The sequence below is a fragment of the Pantoea sp. LS15 genome (assembly GCF_012241585.1).
In the GTDB taxonomy this organism is placed as follows: domain Bacteria; phylum Pseudomonadota; class Gammaproteobacteria; order Enterobacterales; family Enterobacteriaceae; genus Enterobacter.
The window spans coordinates 26,534-39,488 of sequence record NZ_JAAVXA010000020.1 but is presented as its reverse complement, the minus strand read 5'-3'; the positions used below and the strand labels follow the sequence as shown (position 1 = coordinate 39,488).

Below are 12,955 nucleotides of genomic sequence, written 5' to 3'. Positions count from 1 at the left end.
CACTCCTCTCTGGTCAACAAAACCCCGTCCTTGTGTCGGGGTTTTTCTTTTTCTACCCTGTGCGTACTTCATAGCCAAAGCCTGTCTTTCCCGCTACAGTTACTTTTCCACGGCGAGCAGGAGATAAACATGCTTTATATCTTTGACTTAGGAAATGTAATCGTCGATATCGATTTTAATCGAGTGCTGGGCGCATGGAGCGATTTTAGCCGTGTCCCACTGGCGACATTGAAGCAGAGTTTCGTGATGAGCGAGACCTTCCATCAACACGAACGCGGTGAGATCAGCGATGAAGAGTTCGCCGAACGTTTCTGCCATGAACTGGATCTGCCGTTAAGCTACGAGCAGTTTTCTCACGGCTGGCAGGCGGTATTTGTGGCGATACGTCCGGAAGTTACCAATATCATGCACAAACTGCGAGAGCAGGGACATCGTGTGGTGGTATTGTCAAATACCAACCGTCTGCACACCACATTCTGGCCTGAGGAATACCCTGAAGTTAAAGCGGCGGCAGATAAGATCTATCTTTCGCAGGAGATGGGTATGCGTAAACCTGAGGCACGAATTTATCAGGCTGTTCTTCAGGCAGAAGGATATACCGCGGCCGATGCGGTCTTTTTCGACGACAACGTCGATAATATAGAGGGAGCTAACCAGTTGGGTATTACGTCAATTCTGGTGACCGGAAAAGAGACGATACCAAACTACTTTGCGAAGCAGTTATGCTAAAAACCGTTCATCAAAAAGCCACGCATCATACTCGTCCACTGAGAGCCTGGCTAAAACTGCTCTGGCATCGCATTGATGAGGACAACATGACCACACTGGCGGGTAATCTCGCGTACGTGTCGTTGCTCTCATTAGTGCCGCTGGTGGCGGTTATCTTTGCGCTTTTTTCGGCTTTTCCAATGTTTGCGGACGTGAGTCTGCAGCTTCGCCATTTTGTCTTCGCGAATTTTATTCCTGCAACCGGGGATGTCATCCAGAACTACATTGAGCAGTTCGTTGCCAACTCCAACAAGATGACGGCAGTGGGGGCATGCGGTCTTATCGTCACTGCGCTGCTGTTGATGTACGCCATTGATAACGCGCTGAACACCATCTGGCGGAGTAAAAAGGCACGACCAAAGGTGTACTCCTTTGCCGTGTACTGGATGATCCTGACGCTGGGTCCGTTGCTGGCCGGGGCGAGTCTGGCAATCAGTTCATATCTTCTTTCATTACGCTGGGCGAGTGATTTAAATGGCGTTATTGATAATGTACTTCGCATCTTCCCGCTGATCCTGTCGTGGCTCTCATTCTGGCTGCTCTATAGCGTTGTGCCGACCACGCGCGTGCCTAACCGTGATGCCGTTGTTGGCGCGCTGGTGGCCGCGGTGCTGTTTGAACTGGGTAAAAAAGGATTCGCCCTCTACATCACCATGTTTCCGTCCTATCAGCTGATTTACGGCGTGCTGGCGGTGATCCCGATTTTGTTTGTCTGGGTCTACTGGACCTGGTGTATCGTCTTGCTTGGTGCCGAAATAACTGTCACTCTCGGTGTCTATCGCGAACTCAAAAAAGCAGCAGCAGCTGAAAAACAACAAGAAGCAGACCAACCATGATTGCATTGATACAGCGCGTAACCCGTGCCAGCGTCACCGTGGAGGGAGAGGTGACGGGTGAAATTGGCCCAGGACTTTTGGTGTTGTTAGGTGTCGAAAAGGATGATGACGAACAAAAAGCCAACCGCTTGTGCGAGCGTGTGTTGGGCTACCGTATTTTCAGCGATGCGGAAGGTAAGATGAACCTTAACGTTCAGCAGGCGGGTGGCAGCGTGCTGGTGGTTTCCCAGTTCACGCTGGCGGCGGATACCGAGCGCGGCATGCGTCCGAGTTTTTCTAAAGGTGCCGCACCTGATCGTGCTGAAGAACTTTATGAGTATTTTGTTGAGCGCTGTCGCCAGCAGGAAATGAATACGCAAACCGGACGATTCGCTGCGGATATGCAGGTTTCGCTGGTGAACGATGGCCCCGTCACATTCTGGCTCCAGGTATGAGCCAACTGGCGGCGTGGCCGCGGGTAACAAGAGAGAGTACAGCTATGTATCACCTTCGAGTACCGCAAACGGAAGAAGAGTTAGAAGCCTATTACCAGTTCCGCTGGGAAATGCTGCGCAAGCCATTACACCAGCCAAAAGGGTCTGAACGCGACGCCTGGGACGCGATGGCCCACCATCAGATGGTGATGGATGAAGAGGGCAACCTCGTTGCCGTCGGGCGTTTGTATATTAACGCCGATAACGAAGCGTCTATTCGCTTTATGGCGGTTCATCCCTCCGTTCAGGACAAAGGCCTGGGGACGCTGATGGCGATGACCCTGGAATCTGTGGCCCGACAGGAAGGCGTTAAGCGCGTCACCTGTAGTGCCCGCGAAGATGCCGTAGAGTTCTTCGCCAAACTCGGTTTTGTTAATCAGGGGGAAATAACGACCCCGCAAACCACACCCATTCGTCACTTTTTGATGATTAAACCCATCGCCACGCTGGATGATATTCTGCATCGTGCCGACTGGTGCGGGCAGCTACAGCAAGCCTGGTATCAGCACATCCCGCTGAGTGAAAAAATGGGTGTGCGTATCCAGCAGTACACCGGGCAAAAATTCATCACCACGATGCCGGAAATCGGCAATCAAAACCCGCACCACACCCTGTTTGCCGGAAGTCTGTTCTCGCTGGCTACATTGACCGGCTGGGGGCTTATCTGGCTGATGCTGCGTGAGCGCCATCTGGGGGGGACGATCATTCTTGCCGACGCCCATATCCGCTATAGCGCACCGATCAGCGGTAAACCGAGCGCCGTGGCTGATCTGGGTTCATTGGGGGGCGACCTCGACCGCCTGGCCCGAGGTCGCAAAGCCCGCGTACAAATGCAGGTTGAATTGTTTGGTGACAAAACATCTGGCGCGGTGTTTGAAGGCACCTATATTGTTCTTCCGGCGAAGCCATTCGGCGCGTATGAAGAGGGTGGGAACGAAGAGGAATAATCCCTTCGTTGTTATCGCCTGGCTGAGCTAATCCGCCAGGCGATGTCCCGTATAACGTCTTGTGCCGACTGGCTGATGCCACCGAGTTGAAAGAAGCCATGGATAACGCCCAGCCAGCGCTGAGCGCTACACTTCACACCCTGCTCAGTCAGATGCTGGAACAACATTTCTCCCTCATCACACAGCGGATCGTACTCGGCGGTAACAATGTGCACAGGCGGAAGACCGTTAAAATCATCGCGCCACAGCGGGCTGGCTTCCGGATGCTGAAGGTCAGTCTCTGCGAGATACATTTCATACCCGCTGAGCAGGGTATCGCGGGTAATGACGTAATCCTGGCCATTAAGGGTATAGCTTTCAAAACTGGCTGTGGCATCAAGCATGGGATAAATCAGGATGAGCTGTGCTGGATTCCACAGGCCTTTATCTTTGAGCCGCAGTGATGTCACCAGCGCAAGATGTCCACCTGCACTGTCGCCGCAAAGGGTGATTCGGTTTTTATCCACACCCAGTTTGTCTGCATTCTGCCAGACAAGGTCTGCAGCGCGTTCTGCGTCGTCATGTGCAGCGGGGAATTGATGCTCGGGTGCCAGTCTGTACTGAACCGCAATCACCCGGCAGTTACCGTAAAATGCCAGCTGGCGGAGCTGCTTATCATGCGTATCAAACCCACCGCTGATAAAACATCCGCCATGATAGTAGATGGCAGCAGGTAATAATTCAGACGCATTGAGAGGTGAAAACACCCGAATGGTAAGGCCCTCAAGAACAAACGTCTCTATCTGGACGCGCGTTTCTGTCTCCCCGGCAAGACCTGCGCTGAGAACATACCCTGCTCGTCGTAGCTCAATTGTCTGGCGACGTGATGAGGGGCGACCTGCTGCGATAAACCCTTGAACCAGCCGTTCAATACCCTTTTCCAGTGCCATGAAAATGCCCTCTAACTGTATGGATATACAGCTTTATAGCCTGGTTTAATTCAAAAGAAAACAAGAATGTTGTTGAGGACAGCAATCTGGAAAGCGCCTCGCAAATGGAAGGTAAACTATTGGCTGGGACTTTAACGCTACTGAGAGAAAGCGTATGTTGCCTTGAAAATAGACAATAATGATATACTGAGGTGATATATGAGTTTACTCGCGGAGCTTAACATGGGCAGAATTCTGATCGATTTGTCGGATGACGTTATTCAACGTCTCGATAACCTCAAACAGTTGCGTAACCAACCTCGTGCCGAATTACTGCGTGAAGCAATTGAGCAGTTTCTCGATCAGCAAAGCTCATCCGTTATCCGTGATGCGCTTGGTCTGTGGGGGAACCAGCAAGAAGACGGATTAGAGTATGAACGCAAGCTGCGTGAGGAGTGGTAGCTATGGAACACATGGCGGTTTTTGATACCAATATCCTGATCGACCTTTTCAACAATCGCGTCGAGGCAGCAAATACAATCGAAAACACAGCATCGCACCGGTCAATCAGTCTAATTACATGGATGGAAGTCATGGTGGGGGCACGCAAACATGGCCACGAAGCGAAAACAGCGACAGTGTTGGGCGCATTTGAGATTATCGATGTAACCCGAGAGATTGCTGAAAGAAGCGTCGTGCTCCGTGAGAAACATGGCATGAAACTGCCGGATGCCATTATTTTAGCGACTGCCCAAAGCAGAAATTGCCCGTTAATAACCCGGAATACCAAAGACTTTCAGGGCATTCCCGGGGTTGTTTCACCGTACCAGCTGTAGGCCGGGCAAGCACGCGCCGCCCGGCACTGTCACAGGGAATTATTCCCCTTCACCCGGGAACAGGAACGGGTTGATCGAGCTCCGGGCAAAGCCCTCCTGCTCCATCTTTGCGTCCAGAATCAGCGAGGCGAGATCGTCGGCCACCGCTTCGACTTTCGGGTCTTTTTCCTGATACAGAATCTTCAGGTAAGTGCCGCAGTCACCGCAGCTTTCGGCTTTCACTGCCGCGTCTTCATTTTCCAGCGACCAGTAGTTGAGATCGCGGGTCTGTTCACAGTTGCTGCACTTCACGCGCACCACATGCCATTCGGTTTCACACAGGTTGCAGTGCAGGTAGCGCAGCCCCTGAGTGGTACCAATCTGCACCATACTGGAGACTGGCATAGAGCCGCATACCGGGCAAAACTGGCGTGCTTCGCCATATTCTGCACGGGCTTTACCGGGGATCAGGCTCGCCATTTGCGCCCAGTACAGTGACAGCGCAGCCCAGATGAATGGGGCTTTATCACTGCTGACCAGCGTAAAATCGGAAGCAAACAGCGCACTCGCCATCTCTTCCAGCTCCTGATCGGAGGCTTTTTCCAGGTTTTCGATAACGGCCAGCGCGGTGCCGCTCATCTCTGGCTTCAGCTCGGCAATCAGCGAATGCAGCAGCTTATGCCAGTGTTTATCGCGCGGCAGTACGTGAATATCCAGCGGTGGTTTGCCTTGCTCACTGGCTTCTTTGATGCGCGCAGTCAGGTCCATTTGCAGTGGGTGGTCGTACAGCACCACTTCCTGCGCGTGGGCAATCAACGCGGCAAAGCGCAAAAAATCGCCCAGCGGGTTGCTCTCTGCCAGCTCGCGCAGACGCTCTGCGCGGCGGTTGTAGAGGTTCTTGAGTCTGGGGAATAACAACGGCGGAATATATTCCGCCGTGCGTTTCTCGCTCGACCCCAGCTCATCTTGCGGGATTATGCGAATACTCATTCAGATGACTTTTCCTGTTTCTGGCGAACTTCACGGTACCAGCGCGGGTGATGTTTCTTCGCCCACGTATTGGTTACCCATCCTTCCACCATCGCGGTAATGGTGCCTTTCACCCAAAGGGCGGCGTAAATATGCACCATGATAACCACAATTAACGCCACTGCGGCAAATGAATGCAGCATCAGCGCAAATCGGATCACCGGGATTGAGAAAGCAGGCGCAAAGTACGGACGCCAGATGATCACGCCGCTGACCAGCAACAGGACCAGGAAGATAATCGCCGCCCAGAATACGCATTTCTGGCCGAAGTTATAACGCCCGGTATCACCCACTTCCTCGTTGACGACAATCTTACGAATATTCTTCGCCCAAAAGATATCATCCCGATTGATTAGGTTATGGTGCCAGTAGCGGAAGAACATGATGATGAACGACGCGAACATGATGACGCCAACAAACGGGTGCAGGATACGCGCCAGCTGTGGTGTCCCCATGATCTGCATCAGCCAGTTGAAGGACGGGAAGAAGAACCCCAGCCCGCTTATCGCCGCCAGCATGAAGCAGAAGGCAGTGACCCAATGGTTGATACGTTCCGGCGCGGTATAGCGCACGATGGTGTCACGTTTTCTCATTTGCGCACCTCGTCTTTCTCTTCATGCAGGTTGTCATCTTCCTCTTCCGCGCGGTTCGGGCCGACACCAACGTAGTGGAAAATGCTCGCTGCGAAGGTAGCAGCAAAACCAACCGCTGCCAGTGGTTTCCAGATGCCTTTCCAGAACTTCACGGTGGCGCTGATTTCCGGGTTTTCCGGCAGGCCGTGATACAGATTCGGCTTGTCGGCGTGGTGCAGCACATACATCACGTGCGTACCGCCAACCCCGGCCGGATCGTACAATCCTGCGTTGTCGTAACCACGGGTTTTCAGCTCGCCTACGCGCTCTGCCGCCAGCGTTTTCATATCCTCTTTCGAACCAAAGTGGATAGCACCAGTCGGGCAGGTCTTCACGCAAGCCGGTTCCTGGCCGACGTTTACACGGTCAACACACAGCGTACATTTGTAGACGCGGTTGTCTTCCGGGTTTAGTCGCGGCACGTTGAACGGACAGCCGGCAATGCAGTAGCCGCAGCCAATACACTGCTCAGACTGGAAGTCGACGATGCCGTTGGCATACTGAATGATAGCCCCTTCTGACGGGCACGCCTTCAGGCAACCCGGATCCGCACAGTGCATACAGCCGTCTTTGCGGATAAGCCATTCCAGTTTGTCGTTCTGCTCCACTTCGGAGAAGCGCATCACCGTCCAGGACTTGGCGGTCAGGTCTGCCGGGTTGTCATAGACCCCGACGTTGTGACCCACTTCGTCACGGATGTCGTTCCACTCTGAACAGGCCACCTGGCAGGCTTTACAGCCGATACAGGTGGTCACGTCGATAAGCTTCGCCACTTCCTGCTGGTGGTCCCGCGCCTGAGGCGCGGGCGTGAAACCGTTAGTCGCGGAACGACGGATAATGTCCTGAGATTGATAAGCCATAAGTCGTCTCCGTTACACCTTTTCCACGTTCACGAGGAAGGCCTTAAACTCCGGCGTCTGCGTGTTCGCATCGCCGACGAATGGCGTCAGAGTGTTCGCAATGAACCCTTTCTTCGCCACGCCCTCATAACCCCAGTGAATTGGAATACCGATGGTATCCACCTGCTGACCGTGAACGTTGAGCGTGCGAATACGCTTGGTCACCACCGCCTTGGCTTTGATATAACCGCGGTTAGAGGAGACTTTCACGGTATCGCCATGAGCAATGCCGAGCTTGTTCGCCAGTTTTTCACCAATCTCCACAAACTGTTCCGGTTGCGCGATGGCGTTAAGCAGCGCGTGCTTGGTCCAGTAGTGGAAATGCTCAGTCAGACGGTAAGTGGTGCCCACGTACGGGAACTTGTCCTTTTTACCCAGCGCTTCAAAATCGCCCTTGAAGATACGGGCTGCCGGGTTAGAGACCACGTTCGGGTGCAGCGGGTTGGTGCCCAGCGGCGTCTCAAACGGCTCGTAGTGTTCCGGGAACGGCCCTTCCGCCATCTTATCGATAGCAAACAGACGTCCCATCCCTTCAGGCTGCATGATAAACGGCCCGACATCGCTGCCAGGTGCAGCAGTGCTGTAGTCCGGAATATCTACACCGCCCCATTTCGCACCGTCCCACTTCAGAAGCTGACGCTTCGGATCCCATGGGTTACCCTGCGGGTCAGCGGAGGCACGGTTATAGAGAATGCGACGGTTCAGCGGCCATGCCCATGCCCAACCCAGCGTATTGCCAAGGCCCGATGGGTCGGCGTTGTCGCGGTTGGCCATCTGGTTGCCTTTCGGCGTCCAGCTACCGGCAAAGATCCAGCAACCACTTGAGGTGGTGCCGTCATCACGCAGGTGCGCGAAGGTGCTGAGCTGATCGCCTTTCTTCGCCAGCACGGTACCGGTGGCCGGGTCGATAACATCCGCCAGCGCTTTACCGTTGCTTTCCATTGCTACTTCTTCCGGCGCTGGGTTTTCCGGCGTCGAGTAGTTCCAGCTCATGTTCAGAACGGGTTCCGGGTTCGCGCCGCCTTCAGCCGCATACATTTTACGCAGGCGTAAGAAGATACCTGCCAGGATCTCGCCGTCGTTCATGGCGATGCCCGGGGCGTCCGCGCCTTTCCAGTGCCACTGCAGCCAGCGTCCGGAGTTAACGATAGAACCGTTCTCTTCCGCGAAGCAGGTCGATGGCAGACGGAACACTTCGGTCTGAATCTTCGATGGATCGACATCGTTCGATTCACCATGGTTCTGCCAGAAGGTCGAGGTTTCGGTATTAAGCGGGTCAATCGTCACCAGGAATTTCAGTTTCGACAGCGACTCAACAACCTTGTTCTTGTTCGGGAACGAGGCAACCGGGTTAAAGCCCTGGCACAGATAGCCGTTCACTTTGCCCTGGTGCATCATCTCGAAATACTGCAGAACGTCGTAACCTTTGTCCCACTTCGGCAGCCAGTCAAAGCCCCAGCTGTTTTCCGCTGTCGCTTTGTCTCCGAAGAAGGCTTTCATCATGGAGACGAAGAACTTCGGATAGTTGCCCCAGTAGTTCACCTGGCCTTCAAGCAGCGGTTTAGGTGTGCTGGCCGTCAGGTAGGTTTGCAGGTCAGGCTGTTTCTCGCTTGGCAGGCTCATATAGCCTGGCAGGCTTTGAGACAGAAGACCCAGGTCGGTCAGACCCTGAATGTTGGAGTGACCGCGCAGGGCGTTCACGCCGCCGCCTGCCATCCCCATGTTGCCGAGCAGCAGCTGAACCATCGCCATGGTACGGATGTTCTGCGCACCGATAGAGTGTTGCGTCCAGCCGAGTGCATACAGGAACGACGCAGTTTTATCTTTCGCGCTGGTTTCGGCGATCAACTCGCAGACTTTCAGGAAGTCCGCTTTCGGCGTACCGCAGATGTTTTCGACAACGTCCGGCGTATAACGGGAAACGTGCTCTTTCAGCAGGTTCCATACGCACCGCGGGTGTTGCAGCGTGGTGTCGCGTTTCGCAAAGCCTTTCTCATCCAGCTCGTAGTTCCAGCTGGTTTTGTCGTATTTGCGTTTTTCGGCGTCGTAACCGCTGAACAGGCCATCTTCGAAGTGGTAATCCTCACGCACGATCAGGCTGGCGTTGGTATAGGCTTCGGTGTATTCGCGGTTATATTTTTCGTTGGTCATCAGGTACAGCAATACGCCTGACAGGAAAGTGATGTCAGTACCTGAACGAATAGGGGTGTAGAAATCCGCCACTGACGCAGTACGCGTAAAGCGGGGATCGATAACAATCAATTTTGCGCCGTTGTGGATTTTGGCTTCCATCGCCCAGCGGAACCCGACAGGGTGCGCTTCAGCGGCGTTACCGCCCATCACCACAATGAGGTTGGCGTTCTTGATGTCGACCCAGTGGTTGGTCATCGCACCGCGACCAAATGTTGGAGCAAGACTTGCTACCGTTGGTCCGTGTCAGACACGCGCCTGGTTGTCGACCGCGAGCATACCGAGTGCACGCGTAAATTTCTGGGTTAAATAACCGGTTTCGTTGCTGGAAGCAGAGGCACACAGCATCCCGGTGGAGAGCCAGCGGTTGACCGTGACGCCGTCGGCGTTCTTCTCAACAAAGTTAGCATCGCGATCTTCTTTAATATGTTTTGCGATGCGGTCAAACGCTTCTTCCCAGCTAATTTGCTGCCATTTGTCGGAGCCAGGCGCGCGATATTCAGGGAATTTGAGGCGGCTTTCAGAGTGGATAAAGTCCACCAGACCGGCCCCTTTCGGGCACAACGCGCCGCGGTTGACCGGATGATCCGGGTCGCCTTCAATATGGAAAATAGACGCTTTGGCGTTTTTAGCACCGTCGCCGAGGCTATACATCAACAGCCCGCAACCGACAGAGCAGTACGTACAGGTATTACGGGTTTCACGGGTGCGCAGCAGTTTGTACTGCCGCGTTTCCGCCAGCGCTACGCCGGGCGCAAAGCCCAGTGCCGCTGCCGTGGTGCCTGCCATACCGCCAGCGCAGATCTTAAAGAACTGCCTTCTGCTGACCTGCATGGGTCACTCCTTGTTTCGACATTGCTTATATATGGTGTTTTGACTTCGCGGCTAAAGAATGACCGCAAAGGAGAAAAATTTGCGTTAATCCCTCAATTCCACGAGGGATATCATAAGAATACCACAATGTCGGTATGCCTGTTCTCATGGCGTTAAAACAAAGTGAACGTATTATCACCTTGCTGATTATAAAGTGTGATACTGATCACGCTGGAAGCTCGACATGTTAAAGCCGTGTAGCGGGTGTCGGGTTGCACCCCTCCGAAATGAGTAGGAGAATGGTTGTTGAAAAGTTGATCCATACTATGCATAAGACCTGCGGTTTATGTTGCAATAGCAGGCTCACCTTCGTGGTTGTTCAGGAATACCGCTGTGTCTAAACAAAACCGTGCTCCTCACTCGTCGTCATTGCCTGCGGGCATTGTGGAATTGTCGGTGCACAGGCCGCCCCACATCACTCACGCCACGCCCGATTTTCTGGCCGAGGAAGTTCCCGTTGCCCTGGTTTACAACGGTATTTCGCATGTGGTGATGATGGCCTCGCCGAAAGATCTCGAGCTGTTCGCCATTGGTTTTTCTCTCTCGGAAGGCATTATTGAACACCCGCAGGAGATCTACGGCATGGACGTGGTTCAGGCCTGCAATGGCCTTGAAGTGCAAATTGAACTCTCGAGCCGCCGCTTTATGGGGCTGAAAGAGCGTCGACGTGCGCTGGCCGGGCGCACCGGTTGCGGTGTCTGCGGCGTTGAGCAACTCAACGATATCGGTAAGCCTGTTACGCCTCTGCCGTTTACTCAGACCTTTAATCTGGCGTATCTCGACCATGCGCTTGAACATCTCAACGACGTTCAGCCCATTGGTCAACTGAGCGGCTGTACACACGCTGCAGCCTGGGTGCTGCCATCAGGTGAGATTGCTGGCGGGCATGAGGATGTGGGTCGCCACGTGGCGCTGGATAAGCTGCTCGGTCGACGTGCGCGTGAAAACGACGTCTGGCAGCAAGGTGCTGCGCTGGTGTCCAGTCGGGCAAGCTACGAGATGGTGCAGAAGTCCGCGATGTGTGGAGTCGAAATTCTATTTGCCGTGTCGGCGGCGACCACGCTGGCAGTGGAAGTGGCCGAGCGCTGTAACCTGACACTGGTAGGGTTCTGCAAGCCGGGAAAAGCGACGATTTATACTCATCCTCAGCGCTTAATTGTTGATCAGTAATTTTGAATGATATTAGCAAATCCTTCCGCTTTTAGTTGTTGGTGATGAGGTCTAGTATTTATCTCATCAAGGCACAACGCCTTACCTAAACAACTTAACGAAAGGGTTTAAATCATGAAAAGCATCAAAACTTTTGTCGCTGTAATCGCTCTGGCTGCTTCTTTCGGTTCTTTCGCAGCACAGACTGTGACCGCAACTGCCTCTACCATTGACGGCGCAGAAGCAAAAATCGCTGCACAGGCTCAGGACGCTGGCGCGTCATCTTACAAAATTACTCAGGCATTCTCTGGTAATCGCGTACACATGACGGCTGAACTGAACAAATAATTCCGCTTTACCGTCGAAAGAGCGCCCCCGGGGCGCTTTTTTTATTGGATCCCCGCCAGGCGCAGCAGCGCCGTCACCACTGCCGCCGCAATGATCACCACAATTAACGGCATTTTGCGCCAGGCCAGAAATACGGCAAACGACACGCCCAGAACGCGAGCCATACCTGCAAAATGTTCCCCTTCATAAAAGGTTGTCGCCAGCGCCACGGAAAAGAGTAAAACCGTTGCCGCGTCAGAAAGCAGCGACTGTGAACGCTCCGACAGTGCCAGCCTGCTGCCGAGCTTTGCGCCACCCAGACGCATCAGATACGTCCCTGCCGATAAGATGGCGATACCCAGAATAAAGAATGTCATGTTTCCCATTATTTTTTCCTCGCCGCCAGGCCCAGTAAAGACAGCAGAACCGGCAAACCGACCGGAGCAAACGGTACGGCAGCCAGCGACAACACTGCGCCGCTGCAGGCACGGATCAGCGTGGTGCGGTTTTTAAAAGCAGGAACCACTAACGCCAGTAAAATGGCCGGGAACACCGCATCCAGCCCGATGGTTTCTGGGTCAGGCAGAAGTTTACCGACCATGGCACCCAGCAGGGCTCCCTGCGGCCAGATAATCGCCACACCTAAACCACATAACCAGTAGGCGGCTTTACGCTGTTCGGGCGTTTTTTGCGACAGGCCGAACACCACGCTTTCATCGTTCATGATGTGACAGCCCAAAAAACTCAAACCACGTTTGCCGACCAGTTCACGTACCGTGACGCCAAACGGCACATGGCGGGCGTTCACCAGCAACCCGGCAGCCGCAGCCGCCAGAGGGTTACCTCCGCTCGCGACAATGCCGATAAACATAAATTCGGACGCACCCGCGAGTACGGTAATGGAAAGCACAAACGGTACCCAGACAGGAAAACCGTAGGCTATCGCCAGCGAGCCGTATGACATCCCGACCACACCAACGGCGAGACAAACCAGGATGATTGCTTTTATCGTGTCGCCTTTGAGGCAAGAGAGATGATGCTTCATACAATTTTAGCCATATCGAACGTGTATCCATTATAATGAACGCAACAGAACAGCTTTTCAAGAC

Annotated in this window: 15 protein-coding genes; 8 read left to right on the top strand and 7 right to left on the bottom strand. The window is 53.8% G+C overall.

From position 1 onward, the window contains the following. Positions 1-129: 129 nt before the first annotated feature. From yihX to fabY, 4 genes are read left to right on the top strand one after another with little or no spacing between them, the layout of a single operon-like run. Complete coding sequence (gene yihX, locus HED65_RS21100) at positions 130-729, top strand: glucose-1-phosphatase (RefSeq protein ID WP_114980042.1); 600 nt, start codon at positions 130-132, stop codon at positions 727-729. After that, positions 723-1,604, top strand: a complete 882-nt coding sequence (locus HED65_RS21095) for a virulence factor BrkB family protein (protein WP_114980041.1) — start codon at positions 723-725, stop codon at positions 1,602-1,604. Before yihX ends, HED65_RS21095 begins: the two co-directional genes overlap by 7 nt. Beyond that, positions 1,601-2,038: a D-aminoacyl-tRNA deacylase gene (gene dtd, locus HED65_RS21090; RefSeq protein WP_047345532.1), complete on the top strand. Its 438-nt coding sequence runs from the start codon at positions 1,601-1,603 to the stop codon at positions 2,036-2,038. The genes HED65_RS21095 and dtd overlap by 4 nt, the downstream gene beginning before the upstream one ends. Positions 2,039-2,082: 44 nt before the next feature. Beyond that, positions 2,083-3,024 carry a fatty acid biosynthesis protein FabY gene (fabY, locus tag HED65_RS21085; protein ID WP_028018144.1) on the top strand — a complete coding sequence of 314 codons (942 nt, stop codon included), beginning with the start codon at positions 2,083-2,085 and terminating at the stop codon, positions 3,022-3,024. 11 nt (positions 3,025-3,035) lie between these two features. Here fabY and HED65_RS21080 read toward each other — a convergent pair whose 3' ends face one another. Next, positions 3,036-3,953: an alpha/beta hydrolase gene (locus HED65_RS21080; RefSeq protein WP_114980040.1), complete on the bottom strand. Its 918-nt coding sequence runs from the start codon at positions 3,951-3,953 to the stop codon at positions 3,036-3,038. Positions 3,954-4,151: 198 nt separating this feature from the next. Here HED65_RS21080 and HED65_RS21075 point away from each other — a divergent pair, with 198 nt between their 5' ends. Next, a complete protein-coding gene (locus HED65_RS21075; protein WP_114980039.1) occupies positions 4,152-4,394 on the top strand; it encodes a ribbon-helix-helix protein, CopG family in 243 nt (80 codons plus the stop codon). 2 nt (positions 4,395-4,396) lie between these two features. Further along, positions 4,397-4,768: a type II toxin-antitoxin system VapC family toxin gene (locus tag HED65_RS21070; RefSeq protein ID WP_114980038.1), complete on the top strand. Its 372-nt coding sequence runs from the start codon at positions 4,397-4,399 to the stop codon at positions 4,766-4,768. Positions 4,769-4,807: 39 nt separating this feature from the next. Here the strand turns inward: HED65_RS21070 and fdhE are convergent, their stop codons facing one another. From fdhE to fdnG, 4 genes are read right to left on the bottom strand one after another with little or no spacing between them, the layout of a single operon-like run. Next, on the bottom strand, positions 4,808-5,737 hold the full coding sequence (fdhE, locus tag HED65_RS21065; protein WP_114980037.1) for a formate dehydrogenase accessory protein FdhE: 930 nt from the start codon (positions 5,735-5,737) through the stop codon (positions 4,808-4,810). Continuing rightward, the gene (gene fdoI / locus HED65_RS21060; protein WP_114980036.1) at positions 5,734-6,369 is read right to left on the bottom strand and encodes a formate dehydrogenase cytochrome b556 subunit; all 636 of its coding nucleotides are present in this window, start codon (positions 6,367-6,369) and stop codon (positions 5,734-5,736) included. Before fdoI ends, fdhE begins: the two co-directional genes overlap by 4 nt. Next, positions 6,366-7,268 (bottom strand): formate dehydrogenase subunit beta, encoded by a 903-nt coding sequence (fdxH, locus tag HED65_RS21055; protein WP_028018139.1) that lies wholly within the window; start codon positions 7,266-7,268, stop codon positions 6,366-6,368. Before fdxH ends, fdoI begins: the two co-directional genes overlap by 4 nt. A gap of 12 nt (positions 7,269-7,280) precedes the next feature. Continuing rightward, entirely contained in the window at positions 7,281-10,331 is a 3,051-nt protein-coding gene (fdnG, locus tag HED65_RS21050) for a formate dehydrogenase-N subunit alpha (RefSeq protein WP_147279814.1), read from the bottom strand. 372 nt (positions 10,332-10,703) lie between these two features. On the opposite strand from fdnG, the gene fdhD reads away from it, so the two are divergent. Continuing rightward, complete coding sequence (gene fdhD / locus HED65_RS21045) at positions 10,704-11,540, top strand: formate dehydrogenase accessory sulfurtransferase FdhD (protein WP_114980034.1); 837 nt, start codon at positions 10,704-10,706, stop codon at positions 11,538-11,540. A 114-nt stretch (positions 11,541-11,654) separates the two neighbouring features. After that, positions 11,655-11,867 carry a YdgH/BhsA/McbA family protein gene (locus HED65_RS21040; RefSeq protein WP_114980033.1) on the top strand — a complete coding sequence of 71 codons (213 nt, stop codon included), beginning with the start codon at positions 11,655-11,657 and terminating at the stop codon, positions 11,865-11,867. 41 nt (positions 11,868-11,908) lie between these two features. Here HED65_RS21040 and HED65_RS21035 read toward each other — a convergent pair whose 3' ends face one another. Both HED65_RS21035 and HED65_RS21030 read right to left on the bottom strand, forming a co-directional pair. Then, positions 11,909-12,232 carry an AzlD domain-containing protein gene (locus tag HED65_RS21035; RefSeq protein ID WP_114980032.1) on the bottom strand — a complete coding sequence of 108 codons (324 nt, stop codon included), beginning with the start codon at positions 12,230-12,232 and terminating at the stop codon, positions 11,909-11,911. Beyond that, positions 12,232-12,891, bottom strand: coding sequence for an AzlC family ABC transporter permease (locus tag HED65_RS21030; protein ID WP_114980031.1), 660 nt, complete (start codon positions 12,889-12,891; stop codon positions 12,232-12,234). The genes HED65_RS21035 and HED65_RS21030 overlap by 1 nt, the downstream gene beginning before the upstream one ends. Positions 12,892-12,955 lie beyond the last annotated feature (64 nt).